Source organism: Methylobacterium komagatae (assembly GCF_042661665.1).
GTDB classification, from domain to species: domain Bacteria; phylum Pseudomonadota; class Alphaproteobacteria; order Rhizobiales; family Beijerinckiaceae; genus Methylobacterium; species Methylobacterium komagatae.
This window is the reverse complement of record NZ_JBHSWN010000001.1, coordinates 3,815,932-3,838,637: the sequence shown is the minus strand read 5'-3', so window position 1 is coordinate 3,838,637 and position 22,706 is coordinate 3,815,932. Positions and strand designations below refer to the sequence as shown.

Here is a 22,706-nt window from a genome sequence, read left to right as displayed (position 1 = left end):
CACGAGGCTGCCATGAACCTGGCCGACACAGACACGCAGACCGCCACGAGTCCCACGACGGCCCTTCCGGTCGTGGCCGTTCCCGGCGTCGAGGCGTGGCACGTCGAGTCCAACGTCGTGCCGATGATCGCCCTGTCCTTCACCTTCGAGGGCGGCGCGGCCCAGGATCCGGAGGGCAAGGCCGGTTGCGCGCAGATGCTCGCCCGCCTGCTCGATGAGGGTGCGGGCGACCTGACCTCCGACGCCTTCCAGGAGCGGCTCGCCGCGCGGGCGATCGAACTCTCGTTCCATGCCGGACCGGACGCCCTGGGCGGCTCGCTGAAGATGCTGCTGAAGCATGCTGACGAGGCGATCGACCTCCTCGCCCTCGCGCTGGCGAAGCCCCGCCTCGATCAGGACGCCATCGAGCGGGTGCGGGCCCAGGTGATCGCGGGGCTGCGCTACCAGCAGAACGATCCGGGCGTGATGGCCTCCCGCCGGTTCTTCCGGGAAGCCTTTGCGGGCCATGCCTATGCCCGCCCCTCCTCCGGCACCATCGAGAGCGTGGCGGCGATCACCCGCGACGATCTCGTCGCCATGCATGCGCGCCTGATCGGTCGCGGGCGGATCAAGGTCGCGGCGGTCGGCGCCATCGGGGCCGAGTCCCTGGCCGAAGCCCTCACCCGCGCCTTCGGGTCGCTCGCCGAGGCGGGTGAGCTGCTGGCCGTGCCGCGCACGGAGATCGCAGAACTCGGCCGCCGCATCGTGGTCGATCTCGACGTGCCGCAATCGGTGATCCGGTTCGGCATGAAGGGCATCCCGTGGCGCGACCCGGACTTCATCCCGGCCTATGTGCTGAACCACGTGCTCGGCGGCGGCGCCTTCACCTCGCGCCTGTTCCAGGAAGTGCGCGAGAAGCGCGGACTCGCCTATTCAGTGGGCACGTCGCTGGTCAGCCACCGCTCGGCTGCGATGATCTGGGGCTACACGGCTACGAAGAACGAGCGGGTGGGCGAGGCCCTGTCGGTGATCGGCGACGAAATCGGCCGCCTCATCACGGAAGGCCCCTCCGACGAGGAGTTGCAGAAGGCCAAGGATTACCTGACCGGCTCCTACGCGCTCGGCTTCGATACCTCGACCAAGATCGCCCACCAGCTGGTGCAGATCGCCTTCGAGGATCTGGGGATGGACTACATTTCCCGCCGCAACGCCATGGTCGAGGCGGTGAGCCAAGCCGACATCCGCCGCGCCGCCGCCCGCACCTTCGCCGACGGCCAGATGCTCGTCGTTGCCGCCGGACGACCCGTAGGGCTCTGAGGACGGGTCAGGCCGCCTGTCGGCTCAGGGGGCGATCCGCTCGATCTCCTGACCGACATTGCGGGTGAGTGTCTCGACCTCGTAGCGCCTCTGAAGGTTGAGCCAGAAATCTGGGCTCGTGCCGAAGTAGCGGCCGAGCCGCAGGGCCGTGTCCGTCGAGATGCCGATTTGCTCGGCAGCGATACGCTCGATCCGCGTTCGCGGCACATGACAGGCGCGCGCCACCGTGCCCGCCGACAAGCCGAGCGGAAGCAAGAATTCCTCGCGCAGAACCTCACCGGGATGAAGCGGCGGGAGGATCGTATCGGTCTCGTAGGCGATGGCCATTGGCATATCTCCTGGCGGAGCGGGGCGATGCCCCAGTCAGTGGTAATCGACGATCTCGACCTCGGCAGGACCCATCTCCGTCCAACGGAAGCAGACGCGAAACTGATCGTTGATCCGGATCGCATGCTGTCCGGCCCGGTCCTTTCCGAGCGGATGCAGCCTGTTGCCCGGAGGTGCCCTCAAGTCATCGAGAGTAGCGGCGGCGTCGATCTGACGGAGTTTGCGACGCGCCGTGATCAGGATCGACGCAGGCATTCCCTTGGGATGTCTGCCGTGGAAGACGGCTTCCGTTGCATCGTCCGCAAAGCCATGGATCGCCACCGCATGTCCCACCCCGTCCGGAATATGTATCACTGAGTGATACGGGTCCGTCAAGGGTTTCTGCCGATGATCCGCTTCAGGCCAGCCGTCTCACCGCCGCCACGGCCTCGTCGTCGACCCGGTCGACGTCGGGGGCATCGATGTGGCGGTAGCGGGCCTGGATGAGGCCGAAGGCACCGAACGCGGCGTGGCCTGCGGCGACGAGGGCGAGGAGCCATGTGCCGTAGGGCTGTGCCCGCAGCAGCACGAAGGCGTCGCTCAAGCCCTTCGCCTCCGCCGAACTCTGGTGCCACGCCGCGGCGGCGACGAAGCCGCCGATGATCAGGAAGGCGATGCCCCGCGCCGCATAGCCGAACCGCCCGGTCGGCTCGGCCCAGCGCCGCCGCGCCTCCCCGTCGAGGGCGAGCCGGGCGGTGGTATCGCCCCGCCAGGCCTTGGCGAGATACCCGAAGGCTGTCGCCGCGATGGCGAGGCCGACCAGCGCCACGAGCCAGCGCCCCATCGGCTGCGACAGGAGCCACGCGGTGCCGTCATGCACTCCGTCGCCCCCGCCGAGGCCGAGGCCGAGGCTGAGCGAGGCGGCCGTGCCCGCGAGGCCGACATACAGGATCGCGCTGATGAGATGGGCGCCGCGCACCACCAAGCCCTTGAGCGAGGTGCCGCGCCGGTCGGCATCCGTCACGGCCTCCACGGCGCGCCACAGGGCGAAGGCCAGAAGCCCCAGGGCGATCAGGCCCACCAGCACCGCCCCGAACGGTCCGACGAGAACCTTGCGCAGGGCGTCGTGGCTGTCGCCGGGACGCCCGCCGCCGAACGCGGCGAGCAGGGCGAGACCGCCCACGAGGACGTAGACCGCGCCGCGCGCGCCGTAGCCGAAGCGCGCGAGGCGCTCCAGGGTGTTGCGCCCGCCGGGCAGGGTCGATGCGGACGGGACGCTGATCATGGCACACACTGCGCGAGGAGACCGCTCAACGCGCGAGCGTGGCGCTTCGTTCAGGGGGCTGCCTTCTCGGCGCGGCCGGACAGGGCGACGTAGAAGCCGAGCCCGTCCTGCGCGGGCAGGGTCTGCAGGCGCTCCACGAGACCCCGGCGCTTGGCGTCGAGGAGAAGCCGTCCGGTGGGCTGGAACAGGGTCTCGCCTCCGCCCTCCGGCGGCGCGTCGAGCCGCACGGCGACGGTCTTGCCCTTCGCGAAGCGGCTGCGCTCGATCATGTCCTTGAGCGAGGCTTCGGCGGTCGCCTTGTTGGCTCCGCGCAGGTCGAGCACAGATTCGGCGTCCGTGACGCCCAGCGAGCCGCGCAGCTTGGCGGCATAGAAGTCATCGAAATGGGGCAAAGGCTCTGCGCTCGCGCGTTGGAGGATCCACTGTCCCGCCAGATGTCGCGCAAAGGCGTGCCGCCGTCGAGTTCTCCGTGCGCCAGAGGGGCGATCAGCCGCCGCTCATACGCGGCGCGTCGAGGACGCGCCCGGCATCCAGGAAGCGCTGCGGGTCCACCGGCTCGCCCTCGATTCGGGTCTCGTAATGCAGGTGGGAGCCGGTTGAACGGCCCGTGGAGCCGACATAACCGATGATCTCGCCCGCCGCGACGCGCTGGCCCGGCCGCACCGCGATGCGGGCCAGATGGCCGAAGCGGGTGGCGAGTCCGTGGCCGTGGTCGATGCCGACCATGTTGCCGTAGCCCCCGGCCCATTCGGCCTCGGTGATGACACCCGGTGCCGTGGCCCGGGCGGGCTCACCCGATTCGGCCTTGAAGTCCAGGCCGGTATGCAGGGCGAGGCCGCGCGTGAAGGGATCGAGCCGCGGCCCGAACGGGCTGGAGAGGGACACGCTCCCCGCGAGCGGCTTGCGCAGGGGCAGTTCGTCCACGAGTTGCCGCAGGCGCTGCCCCTGACCGATCAGGCGGCCGACGAGGGTCATGCCGCCGTCAAAACCGTAACGTTCGATCCCGCCCGCGCCGATCGGCACCAGAGGGCCGCCGATCCCCTCGGCCGACACACGCGGCAGCAGGCGCGACGGATCGAGGCCGACACGCGCGATGACGGCGCGCATGCGGTTGATGCCGGTCTCGGCGCTGCGGGCGATCCGCCCGAGTTCGGCGCCTTGCGCCTCCTCTAGCCCGCCGAGGCGGGCTTCGAGGCGGAGCAATCCATCCTCGGCGTCGAGGCTGTTCTTGGGGTTCAGATTGTTCTTGGGGTCGAGGGCACTGCGGCGGTCCGGCCAGGGCTGAGCGGCCTCGGCGGGGTCATCCTGGCGAAGCTCGAACCCGGTCAGGGGCGGCGTCCGGCCCGCCGGGGGCGCATAAGCTCGGGCCGTCGCGGGAAGCGAGCCGGTCGCTGCGGTGTCGAGAAGGCCCGAGAGGGCGGCCTGCCGCCGCTCCAATTCGGTTTGCCGGGCAAGGGCGGCGCGCAGGCGGGCCCCGATATCGGCCTGCGCCTCGGCTCCCTCGGCGCGGACGCCGTCGATCTTCTCCTGGAGGGTGGCGATGCGCGCCTCGTAGGCGTTGCGCATCGCCATCTGCCCGGACACGATGCGGCCCAGGGCTTCGTCCCGGAACAGGACGAGGTAGGTGGAGGCGCCCGACCACAGGAGGCTCACCGCCAATCCGGCGCCGAGCCACGGCCCGAGGCGTCGGGGCGCTCGCTCCTGCCTGTCCTGAGGGGTCGTTCTGGTCATCGGGGAGCCCAACGGCGATCCCGGCATCAGACCCGAACAGGGTTAAGGAACCGTGCGGAGCCCGGCACTTACGGCAGGGCGCGGGCCGCCGCGAGCACCTCCTCGGCATGGCCGGGCACCTTCACCTTGGGCCAGATGCGGGCGATCTTGCCCTCGCGGTCGACGAGTACGGTGGTGCGCTCCACGCCCATGTACTTGCGCCCGTACATGCTCTTCTCGACCCAGACGCCGTAGGCGCCGAGCACCTCCTTGTCCTCGTCGGAGGCGAGGGGGAAGGCGAGCCCGTACTTGCCGCAGAACTTGTCGTGGCTCTTCACCGGATCGGGCGAAAGGCCGACGATTCGCGTATCGGCTCCCTCGAACTCGCCGAGAAGGCCGTTAAAGCCCTGGGCTTCGAGAGTACAACCGCTCGTGTCGTCCTTGGGATAGAAGTACAACACGACCTTGTGTCCTTTGAGCGCAGACAGCGCGATGCGCCCTCCCCCGGAGGCGGGCAGGTCGAAATCCGGGGCCGCAGCCCCCTCGCTCAAGGCCATCGTGCCTTCCTTTCGGCCGATTGATGGTGTGGGTGGAAACCGGTTCCGGTCTCCCCGCGCGGAGTACCAAACCCGGAGCGAAGCCGCTGTAAAGGCCGCTTCATCTCCGCATCCACCGCAACCGGGCATCCCGTCCCGCGCTGCGATCACCGAACGAGAACACCCGCATTAAGGGGCTCGATGGCGGATCTGAAGATCACGGGTCGCCCGCCGAGGACGAGAGCGCGGCACTGGGGCTGGCGTTGCCTTCTGGGCATGACCGGCACGGTGACCCTGTTGGCCCTCGTGATCGGGGTCGCGGCGATCCGCCTGTCGAACGGCCCGATGCGCATCGACGGCCTCTCGGCCGCCGTGGCCAAGGCCGTAGCCGAACGGATCGGCTCCGGCTGGTCCATCGCGCTGCGCGGTAGCAGCCTCGAACTCGATCGCGAGAACGCCCTGGCCCTGCGCTTCACCGGGCTCGACATCCGTAACCCGCAGGGCGCGCTGGTCGTACGTGCGCCGCTGGCACTGGTCAGCCTCGACCCCTGGGGCCTGCTGACCCTCAGCCTGAAGCCGCGCTCCATCGAGTTCCGCGACACCCAGACCACGGCCCTTGTCCACAAGGACGGCTCCATCGCCTTCGCCGCCTCCGAGGCGGCTCAGCCGGTCGATGTCGAGCCGCACACCCCCCGAGCGTCGACGCGCTGCGGGGCAACGTCTCGCCACTCTCGGCGGCGCTCGCCTCCATCTTCGGCGTGGTGCTCGATTCCGGTGGCGTCGTCGGTGCCCTCGACCGTGCGCGGATCACCGACGCGAAGATGCGCCTGATCGACGATGACGGACGCGAGCGTGCGGTCTTCGCCCGGGTGAACGGCCTGTTCGGGCGAGATCCGGTGAACGGCACCCGCAGCTTCGAGCTCCGCCTCGACGGCCCGCATGGCGAGTGGCGCTTCGGCGGCAGCCTGCACGAGAACGGCGACGGCGCCCGCGCAGGCCGGATCACCCTGGACGATCTGCCCGTCGCCGACTTCCTGCTGCTGGCAGGGCAATCCGGCCTGCCGCTCACCACGGACCTGAAGCTCTCGGCCCGTGCCGACGTGGCCCTGTTGAACGGCCGCATCACCACGATGAACGCCAAGGTCCATACCGGAGAGGGCACGTTCCTCATCGAGGAGAAGGACTTCAACCCAGTCACGATCGACGATCTCGCCGCTACGCTGAGCTGGGACGAGAACGCCCGCACCATGGCGCTGGACAGCCTCGACTATACCGGGGGTGGCAACGCCCTGCGCTTGGCCGGACGCTGGGCGCAGAGCCCGGCGGGATCCGACACGACCTGGACCGCCAGCCTCTCCGGCCGAGACGGCATCCTGCGCGGCGCCACGTCCAAGGACGTGCCGGTGAAGATTGACAGCCTCGATACCCGCCTGTCCGGCCGGGCCGGGGGCATCGCCATCGAGGATTTCGCCCTCTCCGGCCCCGGCGTGAAGGGCCACATCACCGGCACGATCGGCACCGAGGCCGACGATGGCGGCATTAACCTGCGCATCCTCGCCAGCGAAGGCGAGGTGCGGACCTTCCTGCGCCTCTGGCCGGAGCATATCGCCCCGGCGGTGCGCTACTATCTCGCCGACCAGCTTCGCGCGGGCCGGGTCGACCGGGCCGACATGAAGGTCGTGATGACCGGCCAGGAGATCGCGGAGGCGACCAAGGGCGCCCCCTCCCCGACAAGGGACTGAACATCGCCTTCAAGGTGTCGAACGCGGCCATCGACGTGTCCGCCGACGCGCCGCCCCTCGTGAAGGGCAGCGTCACGGGCCTGATCACCGGCCGCACCACCACGGTCCGCGGTGTGACCGCCGATGTGAAGGGCCCGGATGGACGCAGCATCTCCCTGTCGGACGGAAGCTTCGTCATCGCCGAGGCGACCCCGGACCATACGGTGGCGCAGATCGGCCTGCGGCTCTCCGGCGGGGCGGACGGCTTGGCGAGCGTCCTCGAATCCAGGCTGTTCAAGAGCGTGCTCAGCGCCGAGGTCGATCCGGCGACCGTGAAGGGCAATGTCGACCTGCGCGTCGATTTCCCCCTCGACCTCAAGCACATCCCCGACCTTGCGGAGATCCCGATCACGCTCACGGGCAATCTCACGGACCTGTCGGTCGACAAGGTGGTCGGCAAGGACAGGCTGGAGGCGGGCCGCTTCGCGGTGAGCTACGACAAGGGCGCCGTGGCGGTGAAGGGCGACGGCAAGGTCGGCGGCGCGCCGATCGCCGTCGATATGCACCAAGCCAAGATCGGCGCGCCTGGCGAGGTGGTGGTGAGCCTCGCCCTCGATGAGGCCCTGCGGGCGAAGAAGGGGCTTCCGGCCTCGCCGCAGCTGACCGGCACCGTGCCGGTGCGGGCGGTGATCGCCTTCGGCAAGCCGGGTGCCACCAAGACGCCCGTGCGGATCGAGGCGGATCTCACCAAGGCGGGGATCGACGGGCTTCTGCCGGGCTTCACGAAGCCGGCGGGCCGGGCGGGCAAGCTCGCCCTGACCCTGACCGACCGCGAGGGTGGCTACGACCTGCGCGACATCGCCCTCGATGCCGGGCAAGCCGTGGCGCGGGGCAGCGCCTCGCTCTCGTCCGAGGGCGGGCTGGAGCGGGCCGAGTTCACAAGCCTGAAACTCTCGCCGGGGGACGACCTTCGCGTCGTCGTGGATCGCAACGGCAACGCCTACAAAGTGACGGTGCGCGGCGCCGTGGTCGATGCCCGGCCCTTCCTGAAGTCGCTCTCGGGCCCCGAAGGCAAGGGGGGCAAGGAGGCGGCGCCGAAGGATGTCGAGGCCGACATCCAGGTTCCGATCGTCGCGGGCTTCAACGACGAGGCGATCACCAACGCCAATTTCAAGCTCTCTCTGCGGGGCCACGATCTCCGCTCGGGCACGATCTCTGGCCGGTTCCGCGCCGCGCCCATCGCCGCCAGCGTGTCCCGGGCCGAGCGCGGAGCGGCGCCGACCCTCTCGGTCGAATCCGCCGATGCGGGGGCGACCCTGCGCTTCCTCGATATCTACAAGCGCATGTATGGCGGGCGGCTCGTCGCCGGGATCGGCCTCAATGACGGGCCGCAGGCGGGCGTCGTGCAGATCCGCGACTTCACCCTGCGCAACGAGCCCGCCCTGTCGAGCATCATGGCTCAGGGGCCGGACCCGGCCGAGGCCCAGCCGCCCGTGCGTGGGCGCAAGGGCGCGGTGGCGCCGCCCGCCACCGCCGCCTCGGTCTCCTTCGACCGGATGCGGGCGAATTTCGTGCGTACGGGGACGCGGGTGGATTTCTCCGATGCGGCGATCTCGAATGCGGCGCTCGGCTTTACCCTGTCCGGTTACCTCGACACGGGGAAGGAGCGCACGGACATCAACGGCACCTTCGTGCCCCTCTACGGGCTGAACAACGTCGCGGCGCAACTGCCGATCGTCGGGCCGCTGCTGGGCGGCGGCAACAACGAGGGCCTGTTCGCGGTGAATTTCCGCGTGTCGGGCCGGCTGTCGAGCCCGGACGTGACGGTGAACCCCCTCTCGGCCATCGCCCCCGGCTTCCTGCGCAAGCTGTTCAGCGCGGGCGGTGGTCCCTTCGCTCAGGGCATGCCCGGCGCGCCGCCGGTCGAGGACCGCTGACGCTCACGAAAAAGCCCGGCGCGGAGGACCGGCCGGGCTTAACGACTGAAGCGGAGCGACCCTGGCGGATCGCTGGCCGGCGCTACTTCTCGACGAAGGCCTTCTCGATCACGAAGTGGCCGCCCTCGCCGTGGTTGCCCTCCTCGTAGCCGCCCTCGGCCAGGAGTTGGCGGGTGTCGCGGATCATGTCCGGCGAGCCGCACAGCATGAAGCGGTCGTTCTCGATCGACATCGGCGGCAGGCCGATATCCTCGAACAGCTTGCCCGAGACCATCAGGTCGGTGATCCGCCCGCGGTTGCGGAACGGCTCGCGGGTCACGGTCGGGTAGTAGATCAGCTGGTTCGAGATCATCTCGCCCAGGAACTCGTGGCTCGGCAGATCCTGCGTGATCGTCTCGCCATAGGCGAGTTCCTGCACTTGGCGGCAACCATGGACCAGCACGACCTTCTCGAACCGGTCGTAGGTCTCGGGGTCCTTGATGATCGACAGGAACGGCGCGAGGCCGGTGCCGGTGCCGAGCAGATAGAGGTGCTTGCCGGGCAGCAGGTTGTCGAGCACCAGGGTGCCGGTCGGCTTCTTGCCGACGATGATCGGGTCACCGACCTTGAGGTGCTGGAGCTTGCTGGTCAGCGGGCCGTCCTGCACCTTGATCGAGAAGAACTCGAGTTCCTCCTCGTAATTGGCCGAGACGACCGAGTAGGCGCGCAGCAACGGGCGGCCATCGACCTCCAGGCCGATCATCGTGAACTCGCCGTTGCGGAAGCGGAAGGCCGGGTCCCGCGTGGTGCGGAACGAGAACAGGTTGTCGGTCCAGTGGTGCACCGACAGCACCCGTTCCTCGTAAAACTTGCTCATCGCGACATCAGTCCCCACAGGCTCGTATGGTCTGGCGATTTTGGATTTGGGGGCTTTTCCCGCGCTGCGTCATGCGCGTCAAGGCACGCGACGCCACAGCCGACGCATAACTGAACCCCCTGGAATCATTCGAAATTCTTAACGACGCGGCGAGGCCTCCAGCGGCACCAGCCCCGCCTCGATCTCAGCCCGGCGCGGTTCGAGGAACGGCGGGAGGGCGAGACGCTCGCCCAGGCTCTCCATCGGCTCGTCCGAGGCGAAGCCCGGCCCATCTGTCGCGATCTCGAACAGGATGCCGTTCGGCTCCCGGAAGTACAGGCTGCGAAAGTAATATCGGTCCACCGGGCCGCTTGACGGGACCCGGTTCGCGCGCAGGCGGTCGGCCCAGGCTCCGTATTCCGCATCGGGGATGCGGAAGGCGACGTGATGCACGCCCCCGGCCCCCGCGCGGGCGGGCGCCGACGTGTCGTGCAGCAGTTGAATCTCCGCCGCCGGGCCACCCTCGCCCATGGCGTAGACCTCGATCCGCCCCTCCGGCGCATCGAAGGCCCGCTCCCGGCGCATGCCCATCAGGCCGGTCAGCACGGCGCCCGTGCGCTCTGGCGCGGCCACCGCGAGGCGAATCGGGCCGAGGCCACGGATCTGCTCGGGCGCCGGGACCGGCGAGCGGTCCCAGGGATGGGCGTCGCCCGCGCCGCCATCGTCCACCAGGGCGAGGCGCTGGCCCTCGGGATCCTCGAAGTCGAGGGTGAGGCGCCCGTCCCGCATTTCCGGCGCGGCCCGCTTCACCCCGGCCCTGTCGAGCCGCTCGCACCACGCCTCCAGGCCGCCCGCCACGCGCAGATGCGTGCGGGCGATGCTGCCGGAGCCGCGCCGCTCCGGCGCCGCCGGCCAGTCGAAGAAGGTGATGTCGGTGCCGGGGCTCGCGAGCCCGTCCGCGTAGAACAGGTGATAGGCCGAGACGTCGTCCTGGTTCACCGTCTTCTTCACGAGGCGCAGGCCAAGGACGCCCGTGTAGAAGGCGAGGTTGTCCGCCGCGCGGGCCGTGACGGCCGTCAGGTGATGGATGCCGGTGAGTTGCATGACTGGTTCGGGGGCGCCTCGTGATTGCCCCACACATGGCGCTCCGCCGCCGTCATTGCGAGCGGAGGCGAAGCAATCCAGGGATGCGCCCCGCTTGGAAAGGGGCCGTGTTCAGAGATCCCCGAAGGCGAGTTGGCCCTGGCTGCGGCGCGCTTGCGGAGCCGCCTTGTCCTTCGCTTTGGCAGGTGCCTTGGACGAGGCGGCCTTGCGCGGCTTCGGATCTCCGCGGAGGCGGGCGACGGCCCTGTCGCGGGCCACGGCCTCCGGCGCGTGCGGATCGTCGGTCAGCCACTTGCCGCGCTTGATCACCTCGTTGACCCGGCCCTGGTTCACGCCGACCTTGAAGGCGATCTCCTGCTGGGTCATGCCCGTGCTGGCATGAAGCTCCAGGATCGAGCGGGCAAGTTCGGGCGTCATCTTCTGGCCCGTGAGGCGCCGGGCGGGCTTCACCGTGCGGGTCGCGCGGTCACGTTCCCGCAGGCGCTCCAGCAGCGCCAGGGCCATGTTCATGCCGTGCTCGCGCAGGGCTTCCTCGAATTCCTTGAGCGTCGCCATGGGCGCCGTCCTCCGTCGGCCCAGCCTCGTCTCAAGGAGAGAACGTGCCGGGAACGGCGAAGTTGCGCAAGCACAGGCGCCCCCGTGCAACCCACCTAAGAAGGGCCTGAGCCGGTCATCCACCGGAAACGGTGCTGGCCCGGCACGCCGGAGCGGGCTACAGCCCGGCCCGCCCCGTTTTCGGCGGCGACCGCGACAGCATGACGATTGCCTGGCTCCCACTCATCGCCGTGCCCTTCGCGGCCTTCCTCTCGGCGGGGCTGATCCTGCGGCTGCGGCCGCTCCTGCGCCGCTACGCGCTGGCCCGGCCGAACGCCCGGTCGAGCCATGTCGAGCCGACGCCGCAGGGCGGGGGCATCGCGGTGGTGATGGCCCTCATCACCGTCTCGGGCCTGCTCGCGGGGGCGCCGGAGGCCGGGCCGCGCGACGCCTGGACCTGGCTGGCGGGCTGCACCCTGGTGCTCGCCGTGCTCGGGGCGGTGGACGATCTGCGCCCCCTCCCCGCCCTGCCCCGGCTGGCGGTGCAGATCCTCGTCGTCGGCCTGCTGGTGACGCATCTCGACGGGCAGCTCGTCCCGGAGATTCCCCTCTGGCTGGAGCGCGGCTTGGCGATCCTTGCCGGGCTCTGGTTCGTCAATCTCACCAACTTCATGGACGGGCTCGACTGGATGACGGTCGCCGAGATCGTCCCCGTTTCGGCCGCCTTGGCCCTCCTGGGTCTCGCCGGATATCTGCCGCTGATGCCGACGCTCGTGGCGGCCTCCCTGCTCGGGGCGATGCTCGGCTTCGCCCCGTTCAACCGGCCGGTGGCGGGCCTCTTCCTCGGGGATGTCGGATCCCTGCCGATCGGCCTCGTGAGCGCGTGGCTGCTCTGGCACCTCGCGCTCGCGGGGGCTTCGCGGCGGCGATGCTGCTGCCCCTGGTCTACCTCGCCGATGCGAGCCTGACGCTGATCGCGCGCGCCGCCCGGCGGGAGCGGATCTGGGAGGCGCATCGCGGCCATTTCTACCAGCGGGCGACAGTGAACGGGCTCACCGTGACGGGCGTTGTGGGGCGGGTCTTCCTCATCAACCTCGCCCTGGCGGGCCTCGCGGCGGCGAGCGTGGTATGGCCATCCTGGCCGGTCTCGCTGGGCGCCCTCGCAGCCGGGTGCGGGATCGTCGCCATTCTGCTGCGCCGCTTCACCCGGCCGTGACGGAGGTCATTCCATGACGGGTCTCGTGGCGCTCACCGGGGCGACGGGCTTCATCGGCCGTCATCTCCTCGCCACCCTGACGGCGCGAGGCTACCGGGTGCGGGTGCTCCTGCGCCGCCCGGTCGAGGTGCCGCCAGGGGCCGCGAGCGCCGTGGTCGGCGATCTGACCCGCCCGATCAACATGGCCGCCGCACTCTCGGATGTGGACGCCGTGGTCCATTCCGCCGGGCTCGCCCATGCGATGTCGGGCACGCCGGAGGACGATTACCGGACCCTCAACACTGAGGCGACGGCCCGCCTTGCGCAGGCCGCCGAGCGGGCGAAGGTGCGCCGCTTCGTGTTCCTGTCCTCGATCCGGGCCCAGACCGGGGCGAGCGCGCCGGGCCTCGTGACCGAGGCGGACGAGCCGCGTCCGACCGATCCCTACGGACGCTCCAAGCGCGAGGCCGAACTGGCGCTTGCCGCCACCGGGCTCGACTGGGCGGCCCTGCGGCCGGTCCTCGTCTACGGCGCGGGTGCGAAGGGCAATCTGGAAGCGCTGCTGCGGCTCGCCCGCTCGCCCTATCCCCTGCCCCTCGGGGGTCTGCGCGCGAGGCGCTCGCTGATCTCCCTCGACAGCCTCGCGGAGGCGGTGGACACGCTGCTGAAGGCGCCCGAGCCCCTGCGCGCACCCTTCATCGCTGCCGATCCCGACCCGCTGACCCTGCCGGAGATGATCGCCGCCCTGCGCCAGGGTCTCAGCCGTCGGCCAGGCCTGCTGCCGATGCCGGAGCCGCTCCTCGGCCTCGCCTGCCGCGTCACGGGGCGGGGCGAGGTCTTCGAGCGGGTGGCGGGCGGTCTCGTCGCTCGCAGCGACGGCCTCGTACGCCTCGGCTGGCAGCCTCCGATGACGACGCGCGAGGGGCTGGCGCGGCTAGTACAGGGCTAGCCCAGGGCAGCGGGGGCTGCGGCGGGGATGGCCTGCGCGGCCGGGGCGTCGGCCTGGGCCCGCGCGATCCCGCGCTCGCGGAAATGCGGCACCGCCTCCTCGAACACGGCATCCGCCGCCGCCCGGTCGCCCTCGGCAACGGCTTCGCGTAGGCGGGCGATCCAGGCGTCGAGGCGGGGCCTGTCGGCGAAGATCGGCTGGGCGGCCATGACGCCCTCGATGCCCGGCAGGCCGACGCGCGGCTCCTCGCGGGCGAACAGGATCTCGTTCAGCCGCTCGCCGGGCCGGGCGCCGGTGAAGGCGACATCGATCTCGCTGCCGGGCTCGAAGCCCGCGAGGCGGATCATCCGCTCGGCAAGGTCGGCGATGCGCACCGGCTGGCCCATCTTCAGCACGTAGACGGCGGCCTGCTCGCCCCCTCCGTCCGCGCCTCGCCATCGGCATGGGAGGCGGCGGTGAGCACGAGATCGCAGGCCTCGCGCACGGTCATGAAGTAGCGGACCATGTCCGGGTGGGTCACCGTCACCGGGCCTCCGCGGGCGATCTGCGCCTTGAATACCGGCACCACCGAGCCCGCCGAGCCGAGCACGTTGCCGAAGCGCACGGCGATGAGCCGCGTCGGATGGCCGGGCTTGCGCGCCTGCGCAGCGTCGAGGGATTGCGCGATCATCTCCGCGAACCGCTTGGTGACGCCGAGTTGCGAGACCGGCTCGATCGCCTTGTCGGTGGAGATCATCACCAGGGCGCGGGCGCCCGCTGCCACGGCCGCCTCGGCGACGTTGAGGGAGCCGAAGACGTTGGTCTTTATGCCCTCCTGCCAGTCCCGTTCGAGAAACGGCACCTGCTTCAGGGCGGCGGCGTGCATCACGTAATCGGGCCGGAACGCCGCGATCACCGCGAAGGTGCGCTCCCGGTCGCGGATATCGGCGATGACGCCCGTCACCTCGGCCTCGGTCTCGAGGATCGCCGGGTGGCTGAGAATGCCGTGGAGCGCCGGCTCGGAGGATTCGAGGACCAGCACGGCGGCAGCGCCGAAGGCGACCGCCCGCAGGCAGATCTCCGAGCCGATCGAGCCGCCACCGCCCGTCACCACCACGCGGCGGCCGGTGAGGAAGCCCTCCAGCCGCGGCCTGTCGATGGCGACGGTAGGGCGCAGCAGCAGATCTTCGATCTCCAGGGGCGCCAGTTCCGGCCCCTGCGGCCCCTCCCCCAATCCGACCACACGGGCGAGCGGCAGGCCGAGGCGCCGGGCGCGGGCGATGAGGTCGTCGGGAGCGGATTCCGGGGCGAGCGCGCTCGGCGCGGCCACGAGGCGGCGGATCGGCTCGCCGCGCGCGCCGCTATCCATCACCACCCGTTCCAGATCCGCGAAGCCGCCGAGCACCGGCACGCCGCGCATGTACTGCCCGGCCTCGTTCCGGCGCGGCGACAGGATGCCCCTGGGCGCGAGCTTCTTGACCGAGCCGGTCTCGATCGCGCGCAGCAGCACGTCGATATCCGAGCCGCGCCCGAGCAGCAGGGTCGGCACCGTGGCGGCCTTGGCGTTCGTCTGGCGCGAGCGCGTGTATTTCAGGTAGCGGAAGGCGGCCCGCGTCCCACCGAGCAGGAAGATCTGCAGCACCCAGTAGAGGGGGATCGCGATCTTGCCGAAGAAGTAGAAGCCGTAGAGATCGGCCGAGACCAGCACCCAATCGACGACGAGGAGCACCAGGGCGAGCACGCTCGCCGCGCGCACGATCCCGGCGAGGTCCGGCAGGGAGGCGAAGCGCCACTTGGTCCGGTAGAGCCCAAACCGGACATAGACCAGCCCGGCGACGATCAGGAACGGCGGCAGCAGCAACGGCAGGGCGTGCAGGCGCTCGGCGAGCATCGCCCCCTGGAAGCGGAACAGGAAGGTCAGCACCACAGCCGCGGCGGTCGCCGCTAGATCGTGGGCCACCATCACCGCGGTCTTGGCGAGGCGCTGCTGCATCGGATCCGCGGGGGTATCCGCCGCGGCGCGGAGCGTGTCAACGCTAGGCTGTGTGGACTCTTCGGCTTCCCGTTTGAGCATCCAGTGATTCAAGGTCCCCTGGATGACTTCGCTCCGTCGGCAAAGACGGAGGTTTCCCTTGAAGCGACGCCCCGCCCCCGGACGGGTGGGCCGGAGAGGCCCCTAACCCGGAGCGAAATGGCCCCGGTACCGCGCCCCGATCCGCTCGACGGGAAGCGCGACGAATACGTCCGTCGTGCCGAACTGGCGGTCGATCACCGCACCGTCACCGAAAGTGGCGCCGAGGCGCAGGTAGCCCTTGATCAGGGGCGGCAGGGCCTGCAACGCCGCTTTCGGGTCCACTGCCTCCTTCGACAGCCGGTCCATCCGCACCCCCCGCTCCGGTAGGGCGCAGGCGCGCCACGGCTCGGGCGCGCGGGCATGGTGGTGGAGGAAGGACAGCGGAAGGGCGAGCCGGTCGGGATCGGTCCCTTCCAGGGAGGCGCAGCCGATCAGCGCGTCGATCCGGTGGTGCAGGATGTAGGCGTAGATGCCCTGCCAGAGCAATTCGACCGTGCGCTTGCCGCGGTAGGGCTTCAGAACGCAGGAGCGCCCCAGCCCAGAAGCCGCTTCCCGCCCTGGGCGGCGAGAACGGGGGAAAGGTCATACTCGCCCTCGGAATAGAAGCCGTGGTGGCGCTCGGCCACCTCACCGCGCAGCAGCCGGTAGGTGCCGACCACCTTGGGCCGGGGCGCGCGGAACGGCGTCTTGGCGGGCTTCAGCTTGTCGTGGTCGAGCACCAGAAGGTGGTCGCAGAGGGAATCGTAGGCATCCGAATCCCGGCGGGACAGGGAGGCGAGACCGGTCGGCACCGCCGACATCTCCTCATAGAACACCTTGAAACGCAGGCGCTGCGCCCGGCGGATTTCCGAACGGCTCGTGGCGAGGCGCACTTCCAGATTGCCGATGCGGCCGAGAGTGCGGCCCTTCAACCCCCCGTGCCGGTCTCCGGCAGGCGGATCGCATCGGCCTCGGCCAGGACGTCGGCGATGTCAGCGGGAGTGGGCTTGCGCTTCAGCTTGGCGAGCGGCGCGGCGACACCCCATTGGACGCCGCGGTGCAGACCGGCGCCGAGGGCCGCATAGGCCTCGCGGTGGAACAGATTCGTGGCCATCGCCCCCTCGCATCGCACGCCCGTCCCGGGCGCCGCGAGATTCGACATCAGCATGCCGTGGCCACGGCATTATGACAGTCACCACGACATGCAAGAGGGCATGCAAAGGGGGCATGCAAGTGAACATGAAGACGCCCCGGCCCTGAGGCCGGGGCGCTTCCCCCACGGGCCCTGAGGCCGGGGCGCTTCCCCCACGCGGAGGGTGTGGCGGCTTACGCTGCCTGACGGTCGCCCTCGGAGACCTGACCCTCGATCACCGGCGTAGCAGCACGACGGCCCGAGGCGATCTCGATGCGACGGGGCTTCTTGGCCTCGGGGACCTCGCGGACGAGATCGACGTGGAGGAGGCCGTTCTCAAGGACGGCGCCCGTCACCTGCACATGGTCCGCGAGCTGGAAGCGGCGCTCGAAGGCCCGGGCGGCGATGCCCTGGTGCAGGAACTCCACGCGCTTCTCGGCCTCGCCCTTGCGCTCGCCACGCAGGGTTAGGGCATTCTCCCGGACCTCGATGGAGAGGTCTTCCTCGGTGAAGCCCGCCACCGCGACGGTGATGCGGTAGGCGTTCTCGCCCGTACGCTCGATATTGTACGGCGGATAGCTCGGAGCGGTCTCGGTGCTCGCGAACTGATCGAGGGCGGAGAACAGACGGTCGAAGCCGACGGTCGAACGGTAAAGGGGAGCAAGATCGAACTGACGCATGACATATCCTCTTGAAGAGCAACATGTTCTCTGGTCCGCCCATTGGGCCGGACCGGTCTTCAGTGCCGCCTGACGGCCGGCACGAGTGAGATATCGGGGTGGCCGATCCGGGTCGCAAGACCCGTCAGACGGCCGAGGGAACGGATTTTTTCAGGGGCGCGGTCCATGCTGCGCCGGGGGCGGCACGGGAGTCGGCGAGACGTGACACGGTTCGACGGACGGAGCGGGGCCGAGCCCCCGCTGCTCACCCTGCGCGATACGCCCGACAACCCGGCGCCGCCGGGCGGGACCATCACCATGGTCGGCACGAGCGACGATTGCAGCCTGCGCGCGGCGACATGGCGGCCCACCACGCGGACCTGCCGGGGGACCGTCACCCTGCTCCAGGGCCGGGCCGAGTTCATCGAGAAATATTACGAGACCATCCGCGACCTGCGCGGGCGCGGCTTCGCGGTGGTGGCCTTCGATTGGCGCGGCCAGGGCGAATCCGACCGGCGGGTGGACGATCCGCACAAGGGGCATGTCGACCGGTTCGACGATTACCGCCTCGATCTCCTGGCCGTCGCGGAAGCGGTTCTGACGGGGATGCCGCATCCGCATCTCTGCCTCGCCCATTCCATGGGCGGCTGTATCGCCCTGACCGGCGCCCTCGACGGCTGGCTGCCGTTCAAGCGCATGGTGACGGTGGCGCCGATGCTGTCGATCCGCATGGTTCGCTTTCCCGCCGCCGCCTCGCTGCTGTCGAGAGGCCTGCACCGGCTGGGTTTCGGCTCGCGCTACATTCCCTTCGGCAAGCCGGTCTCGATCGCCACCAAGCCCTATCCCGGCAATCGCTTGTGCCGCGATCCGCAGCGTTACGCCCGTAACGCCGCCGCCGCGCAGCAGGTGGGGGCCGGGGCGGTGGGCGATCCGACCATCGCGTGGCTCGCGGGGGCGTTCCGGGCCATGGCGCGCCTGCGCGATCCCCGCGCCGCGCCACGCATCGACCTACCGGTGCTGATCGTGGCGGCGGGCGCCGACCCGGTCTGCGGCACGCCCGTCACCGAGCGTTTCGCCGGACGGCTGAAAGCCGGGCACATCCTCGTCCTGCCGGATGCGCGCCACGAGATCCTGAGCGAGCGCGACGCCATCCGCCAGGATTTCTGGGCGGCCTTCGACGCTTTCATGCCCGGCACGGCCCTCCCCACCCACGAAGAGGTCGAGCGACACGCGGCCCCGGTGCCCGTGTAAGGGGATTCCGAAGGACGAGCCCTCTGGACACCCCGTCTCAGCCCGCGAGGTCGGGGTCGATGTCGCGGGGGCGGACGTAGTGTTCGAGGCTGCCGCGACTGGGAGCGATGCTCGCCCAGGTCTCGGCCTCGAAGGCGATCACCGCGAAGGCGGCCGTCGGGAACTCGGTCGCGAGCAGCGCGCGCAGGCCCTTCGGTCCCGCACCTGTCAGCGTCGCCGCGAGATCGCCGAGGCCGGGATTGTGCCCGACCACGATAAGCATGCCTACCTCGTCGGGTGCCCGACGGATCGCGGCGAGGATATCGCCCGCAGCGGCCTCGTAGATTTCCGGCACGATCTCCAGCCGGGGATCGCCGAGGGCGTCCTTCACGGCGGCCCAGGTCTCCTGCGTGCGCTGGGCGGGCGAGACCAGCGCGAGGTCGGGGCGCAGCCCCTCCTCCGCGATCCGCGCGCCGACGACGGGGGCGGCCCGCCGCCCGCGCTTGTTCAGCGGACGCTCCAGATCGCGAACGCCCGCAGGACGGTCGGACTTGGCATGGCGCAGGAGGATGAGGCGGCGCATGGCGTTGGGCCCTGGATGGAGGGTGTCAGAACAGCGTGCCGATATCCCGGCGGCCATCGAGAACGCGAACGATCTCGACCTCTTCGACCGGCAGGTCGTCAGGATCCGGGATGGTCTCGTAGAGAATCAGATAGGGGGCTTCCACGAGGATGCGCGTCGTCGGCCGGATCTCGGGACGGCGCGGCCCCAGCCGGGGTTGATCGGCCAATTGCCCGGCCCGCTCCTCGATCCGGTCGAGCAGGCGCTCGGCCGCGCTCGGGTTCTTGCCTATCAAGCCGAGATAGATGCTGCGGACGTCCTCTCGTGCGAGCCGGGACCAAACGACCTCAACCCTCACGGCCGGTATCGTCCGCCCGCGCGGCGAGACGCGTCCGGCCTTCGCCGCGAAGCGCCTCGAAGTCGAGAGTGCCGTGGCGACCGCTGGCCTTGCCGGCGTCCCATGCGCCTTGCAGCCGCGCCAGGGACTGGCTTTCCCGGCGTTCGGACCAGAGCCGCACCGCGTCGCGGACCGCCTCGCTCGTGGAGGCATAATCGCCTGCCTCGACCGCATCCCGCAGGAGGGCCGCCATCGGTTCGGGAAACACCACCGTCATCCGCCCGCGATCAGCCACCACGATCCTCCTCCGGTCGGCGCCACCAATGGCCGAGCTAGCCTTTCCGCCCCTCGCGCCGGGTCATGAAGGCGAGCTTCTCGAACAGGCTCACATCCTGCTCGTTCTTGAGCAGCGCCCCATGCAGCGGCGGGATGAGCTTGCGGCCGTCCTGCTCGCGCAGGGTCTCGGGCGAGATGTCCTCGGAGACGAGGAGCTTCAGCCAGTCGAGCAGTTCCGAGGTCGAGGGCTTCTTCTTGAGGCCCGGCACCTCGCGGGTTTCGAGGAAGACCCGCAGGGCCTCCTCCACGAGGCGGCCCTTGATGCCGGGGTAATGCACCTCGACGATGGCGCGCAGCGTGTCCGCGTCGGGGAAGCGGATGTAGTGGAAGAAGCAGCGGCGCAGGAACGCGTCCGGCAACTCCTTCTCGTTGTTGGAAGTGATGATCACCACCGGCCGCCGCACGGCCTTCACGGTCTCGCCGGTCTCGTAGACGTGGAACTCCATCCGGTCGAGTTCGGTCAGGAGGTCGTTCGGGAACTCGATATCGGCCTTGTCGACCTCATCGATCAACAGCACCGGCCGCTCGGGGGCGGTGAAGGCCTCCCACAGCTTGCCCCGGCGGATGTAGTTGGAAATCTCCGAGACGCGCGGGTCGCCGAGTTGCGAGTCGCGCAGGCGCGAGACCGCGTCGTACTCGTACAGCCCCTGCTGCGCCTTGGTCGTGGACTTGACGTTCCAGACGATCAGCGGCGCCTTCAGGCCCTTGGCGATCTCCTCCGCCAGCACGGTCTTGCCGGTGCCGGGCTCGCCTTTCACGAGGAGCGGACGCTCGAGCGTGACGGCGGCATTCACCGCAGCCGTCAGGTCGGGGGTGGCGACGTAGGTGTCGGTGCCGGAAAAGCGCATCGCGGTCTCGGAGGCTGGCCTGAACCGGAGTTACGCGGCGTCCGCCGACCCCGCAAGCGGTCAGCCCGTCCGCTCAACCCTTCTCGTGCCACACGCAGTTGCGCGCCAGGATTTCGAGGTTCACGTCGGATTTCTGCGGCTGCGGCAGCGTCTTGCCGTCCATGGCGAGGTCGATCTTCAGCTCGACCTGTCCCTTGCTCTCGTTGGAGCGCCGGGAGAAGTAGCAATATTGCTGGTAGGGCTGATCGACCCCGTCCTTGAAGTTCCAGCCGGTAACGATCTGCCCGTCGAGATAGGGCACCTGCTTGAACACCGTGAAGGTGGTGTTCACCTGCGCCTTAGAGGCGGGGCTCGCCTGCTCGCCGAGCTGGGCCTTGGTCGGTGTCGGGGCGCCGCCGAGCTTGGGCAGGCCTTCCAGCTTCAGGGTGTTGTCGGTGAGCGTGACCTCGCCCTTCGTCTTGAGGGTCACGTCGGCCAGCGCGGCCTGCATCGCCGCAGCGATCTTCTCCGCCGCCGTGTCGAACTGGTTCATCGTCGCCCAGCCATAGGCGGCGGCACCGATTCCGGCGCCGGTCAGGCATAGGAACACACCGGCCCCGAGCGCCCGGAACAGGAAGGCGCGGGCGGCGACGTAGCTCGAATCCGCACGCAGGCGGGTGTTCACCTGCTGCGCGAGGGCGATGTTCTCAGGGGTACCGGAGGCAACGTAGTTCATGCGCCGGCTCCAGCGGCAGGAAGGGTCGGACCGGGCAGGCCCTGGTTCGCGGCATTCTGGCCCGGCAGGCTCTGGGGCGGCTGGGCTGCCGCCGGACGGTTCATCGGGATGACGGCGGCCTGTTGCGGGGCGGCCTTCGGCAAGGACGGGGTCGAGCGCAGGGCATCGGCGATGGCGTCGAGCATGTACGGCGCCGCCTCGGGGTTCACCGCCGCGCCGAGATCGTCCTCATCCATGAAGGTGCGGCGGGTCGAGACCGCGCAGAGGGCCAGGATGGTCGAGGCGAAGGCCGCACAGAGGGCGGGCACGAACACGAAGATGCGCAGGAAGGCGTGGACCTGCTGCTCGGTCACGTCGATCGGATCGACGCCGTAGACCATGGCCGTGAACGAATGCAGTTGAGAGCGGTTCACCGCGTTCCGGTAGGCCTGCTCGGCATCGGCGACGCGACGATCGGCGGCGCCTCGGTCGAGGGCCGCGCGGTCCTTGCGGGCCGCTTCGAGGTCCTTTACCAGCGCGGTGCGGTCGGCATTCGCCTTGGCGACGCCTGCCGAGAGGGCGGCAACGCGCGGGTCGGTGACGCATTTCAGGTTCTGGTAGCGCACGCCCTTGGAATTGGTGCCGAACACCTTCTCGCAGCGCTGGCCAGGAAGGCCCGCGAGCTGCTGAGCGTTGTCGCCCGCGCGCTTCTCGATCTGGTCGAGTTCGGTCGTGTACTGAGCGACGCGGCTGTCGGCGGCCTTGATGCGGTCCTCGATCGTCGCCCGGTCGGCCTGGGCGTCCTTGAGGGTCGTCTTGGTGCGGGCAGCGTCCATGAGACGCGGATGGAACATCATCTCGCCGAGCTGCGAGACCGACTTCGTGGTCACGCCCGCCGCGAAGATAATGCCGAGGATCGCGAGCGCCCGCACGAAATACGAGCGCTGCGTGCGCGCGAGGATGCCGAGCGGCACCCGGCACAGTTCCACCGCCGCATAGACCAGCGGCGCGAGCAGCATGAAGTAGAAGGCGTGCCAGTCACCGTCGCTGTAGACGCCCGCGAAGAGCCACGCCCCGGCGAGCGAGGCGCCGATGACCATGAACTCCACGAGATAGGCGATGGCGACGTAACCCCACTTGATGCGGTAGCCCTTCTCGACATGCCGCTGGTGCTTCCACCGGTCGGATTCGAGTCGCCATTCCCGGCGCTCGCGGGCGACCTCACGGCTGGGCGCAGCCTTCGGGGCCCTCTCGGCCCGTGAGAAGATCGACTTCAGCGAATTCATCGGTCTCGTCACATCCAGGGCCCGGTCCGGGTCGAGCACAAGCTCTCTTCATTGTTTCCTTACCCCTGCATTGTGCCGATTTTGGGCCACACCCCCGGTTGTACCCATTTTGTGCCCGCTAACGCCGGAAGGGATCGTCGCCGGGACACGATTCAACCTCCGGGGCGGTTGCCGCGCGTGGC

The 22,706-nt window shown here is 69.8% G+C and carries 20 protein-coding genes and 4 pseudogenes; 5 read left to right on the top strand and 19 right to left on the bottom strand.

The annotated features are described in order from the left end of the window. Positions 1–12 precede the first annotated feature (12 nt). Entirely contained in the window at positions 13–1,296 is a 1,284-nt protein-coding gene (locus ACFQE0_RS19095) for a M16 family metallopeptidase (RefSeq protein ID WP_378972487.1), read from the top strand. Between the two features lie 24 nt (positions 1,297–1,320). Here the strand turns inward: ACFQE0_RS19095 and ACFQE0_RS19090 are convergent, their stop codons facing one another. The 6 genes from ACFQE0_RS19090 to ACFQE0_RS19065 all read right to left on the bottom strand — a co-directional run bounded on the left by ACFQE0_RS19090 (position 1,321) and on the right by ACFQE0_RS19065 (position 5,154). Continuing rightward, complete coding sequence (locus ACFQE0_RS19090) at positions 1,321–1,623, bottom strand: HigA family addiction module antitoxin (RefSeq protein ID WP_378972485.1); 303 nt, start codon at positions 1,621–1,623, stop codon at positions 1,321–1,323. A 36-nt stretch (positions 1,624–1,659) separates the two neighbouring features. Further along, a complete protein-coding gene (locus ACFQE0_RS19085) occupies positions 1,660–1,998 on the bottom strand; it encodes a type II toxin-antitoxin system RelE/ParE family toxin (protein ID WP_378972483.1) in 339 nt (112 codons plus the stop codon). Between the two features lie 22 nt (positions 1,999–2,020). Continuing rightward, positions 2,021–2,887 (bottom strand): DUF1206 domain-containing protein, encoded by an 867-nt coding sequence (locus tag ACFQE0_RS19080; protein ID WP_378972480.1) that lies wholly within the window; start codon positions 2,885–2,887, stop codon positions 2,021–2,023. Between the two features lie 50 nt (positions 2,888–2,937). Further along, positions 2,938–3,279 carry a hypothetical protein gene (locus ACFQE0_RS19075; protein ID WP_378972478.1) on the bottom strand — a complete coding sequence of 114 codons (342 nt, stop codon included), beginning with the start codon at positions 3,277–3,279 and terminating at the stop codon, positions 2,938–2,940. A 94-nt stretch (positions 3,280–3,373) separates the two neighbouring features. Beyond that, the gene (locus tag ACFQE0_RS19070; protein WP_378972476.1) at positions 3,374–4,618 is read right to left on the bottom strand and encodes a M23 family metallopeptidase; all 1,245 of its coding nucleotides are present in this window, start codon (positions 4,616–4,618) and stop codon (positions 3,374–3,376) included. Between the two features lie 68 nt (positions 4,619–4,686). After that, entirely contained in the window at positions 4,687–5,154 is a 468-nt protein-coding gene (locus tag ACFQE0_RS19065) for a peroxiredoxin (protein ID WP_378972473.1), read from the bottom strand. A gap of 180 nt (positions 5,155–5,334) precedes the next feature. On the opposite strand from ACFQE0_RS19065, the pseudogene ACFQE0_RS19060 reads away from it, so the two are divergent. Further along, positions 5,335–8,791 (top strand): annotated as a pseudogene (locus ACFQE0_RS19060) (YhdP family protein). 82 nt (positions 8,792–8,873) lie between these two features. On the opposite strand, the gene ACFQE0_RS19055 reads toward ACFQE0_RS19060, so the two are convergent. The 3 genes from ACFQE0_RS19055 to ACFQE0_RS19045 form a co-directional block, all read right to left on the bottom strand. Further along, positions 8,874–9,647, bottom strand: a complete 774-nt coding sequence (locus ACFQE0_RS19055; protein WP_378969504.1) for a ferredoxin--NADP reductase — start codon at positions 9,645–9,647, stop codon at positions 8,874–8,876. Positions 9,648–9,785: 138 nt separating this feature from the next. Continuing rightward, positions 9,786–10,730, bottom strand: coding sequence for a ring-cleaving dioxygenase (locus ACFQE0_RS19050; protein ID WP_378972470.1), 945 nt, complete (start codon positions 10,728–10,730; stop codon positions 9,786–9,788). 111 nt (positions 10,731–10,841) lie between these two features. Continuing rightward, entirely contained in the window at positions 10,842–11,285 is a 444-nt protein-coding gene (locus tag ACFQE0_RS19045; RefSeq protein ID WP_378972467.1) for an RNA polymerase subunit sigma-70, read from the bottom strand. A 200-nt stretch (positions 11,286–11,485) separates the two neighbouring features. On the opposite strand from ACFQE0_RS19045, the pseudogene ACFQE0_RS19040 reads away from it, so the two are divergent. Both ACFQE0_RS19040 and ACFQE0_RS19035 read left to right on the top strand, forming a co-directional pair. Beyond that, positions 11,486–12,480: pseudogene (locus tag ACFQE0_RS19040) on the top strand (MraY family glycosyltransferase). Between the two features lie 13 nt (positions 12,481–12,493). Beyond that, a complete protein-coding gene (locus tag ACFQE0_RS19035; RefSeq protein ID WP_378972465.1) occupies positions 12,494–13,408 on the top strand; it encodes an NAD-dependent epimerase/dehydratase family protein in 915 nt (304 codons plus the stop codon). Here ACFQE0_RS19035 and ACFQE0_RS19030 read toward each other — a convergent pair. The 4 genes and pseudogenes from ACFQE0_RS19030 to ACFQE0_RS19015 all read right to left on the bottom strand — a co-directional run bounded on the left by ACFQE0_RS19030 (position 13,405) and on the right by ACFQE0_RS19015 (position 17,252). Further along, a pseudogene (locus ACFQE0_RS19030) lies at positions 13,405–15,380 on the bottom strand (SDR family NAD(P)-dependent oxidoreductase). The gene ACFQE0_RS19035 and the pseudogene ACFQE0_RS19030 sit on opposite strands and share 4 nt — an antisense overlap. A 183-nt stretch (positions 15,381–15,563) precedes the next feature. Then, a pseudogene (gene olsB / locus ACFQE0_RS19025) lies at positions 15,564–16,360 on the bottom strand (l-ornithine N(alpha)-acyltransferase); the annotation flags it as partial. Between the two features lie 8 nt (positions 16,361–16,368). Then, positions 16,369–16,602: a hypothetical protein gene (locus ACFQE0_RS19020; RefSeq protein WP_378972463.1), complete on the bottom strand. Its 234-nt coding sequence runs from the start codon at positions 16,600–16,602 to the stop codon at positions 16,369–16,371. Between the two features lie 164 nt (positions 16,603–16,766). After that, a complete protein-coding gene (locus ACFQE0_RS19015) occupies positions 16,767–17,252 on the bottom strand; it encodes an Hsp20 family protein (RefSeq protein WP_378972461.1) in 486 nt (161 codons plus the stop codon). A 240-nt stretch (positions 17,253–17,492) separates the two neighbouring features. Between ACFQE0_RS19015 and ACFQE0_RS19010 the strand changes: the two genes are divergently transcribed. Then, positions 17,493–18,482, top strand: coding sequence for an alpha/beta fold hydrolase (locus ACFQE0_RS19010; protein ID WP_378975573.1), 990 nt, complete (start codon positions 17,493–17,495; stop codon positions 18,480–18,482). A gap of 37 nt (positions 18,483–18,519) precedes the next feature. On the opposite strand, the gene ACFQE0_RS19005 is transcribed toward ACFQE0_RS19010, so the two are convergent. The 6 genes from ACFQE0_RS19005 to ACFQE0_RS18980 form a co-directional block, all read right to left on the bottom strand. Next, entirely contained in the window at positions 18,520–19,044 is a 525-nt protein-coding gene (locus tag ACFQE0_RS19005) for a SixA phosphatase family protein (protein WP_378972459.1), read from the bottom strand. A gap of 25 nt (positions 19,045–19,069) precedes the next feature. After that, positions 19,070–19,381 carry a type II toxin-antitoxin system RelE/ParE family toxin gene (locus ACFQE0_RS19000; protein WP_378972457.1) on the bottom strand — a complete coding sequence of 104 codons (312 nt, stop codon included), beginning with the start codon at positions 19,379–19,381 and terminating at the stop codon, positions 19,070–19,072. Further along, positions 19,371–19,655 (bottom strand): ribbon-helix-helix domain-containing protein, encoded by a 285-nt coding sequence (locus ACFQE0_RS18995; RefSeq protein ID WP_378972455.1) that lies wholly within the window; start codon positions 19,653–19,655, stop codon positions 19,371–19,373. Before ACFQE0_RS18995 ends, ACFQE0_RS19000 begins: the two co-directional genes overlap by 11 nt. Before the next feature lie 37 nt (positions 19,656–19,692). Further along, the gene (locus ACFQE0_RS18990) at positions 19,693–20,544 is read right to left on the bottom strand and encodes an AAA family ATPase (protein ID WP_378972453.1); all 852 of its coding nucleotides are present in this window, start codon (positions 20,542–20,544) and stop codon (positions 19,693–19,695) included. A gap of 73 nt (positions 20,545–20,617) precedes the next feature. Beyond that, positions 20,618–21,259: a hypothetical protein gene (locus ACFQE0_RS18985; protein WP_378972451.1), complete on the bottom strand. Its 642-nt coding sequence runs from the start codon at positions 21,257–21,259 to the stop codon at positions 20,618–20,620. Beyond that, the gene (locus tag ACFQE0_RS18980; protein ID WP_378972449.1) at positions 21,256–22,524 is read right to left on the bottom strand and encodes an ATPase; all 1,269 of its coding nucleotides are present in this window, start codon (positions 22,522–22,524) and stop codon (positions 21,256–21,258) included. The genes ACFQE0_RS18985 and ACFQE0_RS18980 overlap by 4 nt, the downstream gene beginning before the upstream one ends. Positions 22,525–22,706: the final 182 nt, after the last annotated feature.

Excerpts from the sequence above, each read along its gene's own strand:
- ACFQE0_RS19095 (WP_378972487.1), top strand. The coding sequence starts at position 13 with ATGAACCTGGCCGACACAGACACGCAGACCGCCACGAGTCCCACGACG.
- ACFQE0_RS19090 (WP_378972485.1), bottom strand. The coding sequence starts at position 1,623 with ATGGCCATCGCCTACGAGACCGATACGATCCTCCCGCCGCTTCATCCC.
- ACFQE0_RS19080 (WP_378972480.1), bottom strand. The coding sequence starts at position 2,887 with ATGATCAGCGTCCCGTCCGCATCGACCCTGCCCGGCGGGCGCAACACC.
- ACFQE0_RS19070 (WP_378972476.1), bottom strand. The coding sequence starts at position 4,618 with ATGACCAGAACGACCCCTCAGGACAGGCAGGAGCGAGCGCCCCGACGC.
- ACFQE0_RS19065 (WP_378972473.1), bottom strand. The coding sequence starts at position 5,154 with ATGGCCTTGAGCGAGGGGGCTGCGGCCCCGGATTTCGACCTGCCCGCC.
- ACFQE0_RS19055 (WP_378969504.1), bottom strand. The coding sequence starts at position 9,647 with ATGAGCAAGTTTTACGAGGAACGGGTGCTGTCGGTGCACCACTGGACC.
- ACFQE0_RS19050 (WP_378972470.1), bottom strand. The coding sequence starts at position 10,730 with ATGCAACTCACCGGCATCCATCACCTGACGGCCGTCACGGCCCGCGCG.
- ACFQE0_RS19045 (WP_378972467.1), bottom strand. The coding sequence starts at position 11,285 with ATGGCGACGCTCAAGGAATTCGAGGAAGCCCTGCGCGAGCACGGCATG.
- ACFQE0_RS19035 (WP_378972465.1), top strand. The coding sequence starts at position 12,494 with ATGACGGGTCTCGTGGCGCTCACCGGGGCGACGGGCTTCATCGGCCGT.
- ACFQE0_RS19020 (WP_378972463.1), bottom strand. The coding sequence starts at position 16,602 with ATGTCGAATCTCGCGGCGCCCGGGACGGGCGTGCGATGCGAGGGGGCG.
- ACFQE0_RS19015 (WP_378972461.1), bottom strand. The coding sequence starts at position 17,252 with ATGCGTCAGTTCGATCTTGCTCCCCTTTACCGTTCGACCGTCGGCTTC.
- ACFQE0_RS19005 (WP_378972459.1), bottom strand. The coding sequence starts at position 19,044 with ATGCGCCGCCTCATCCTCCTGCGCCATGCCAAGTCCGACCGTCCTGCG.
- ACFQE0_RS18990 (WP_378972453.1), bottom strand. The coding sequence starts at position 20,544 with ATGCGCTTTTCCGGCACCGACACCTACGTCGCCACCCCCGACCTGACG.
- ACFQE0_RS18985 (WP_378972451.1), bottom strand. The coding sequence starts at position 21,259 with ATGAACTACGTTGCCTCCGGTACCCCTGAGAACATCGCCCTCGCGCAG.
- ACFQE0_RS18980 (WP_378972449.1), bottom strand. The coding sequence starts at position 22,524 with ATGAATTCGCTGAAGTCGATCTTCTCACGGGCCGAGAGGGCCCCGAAG.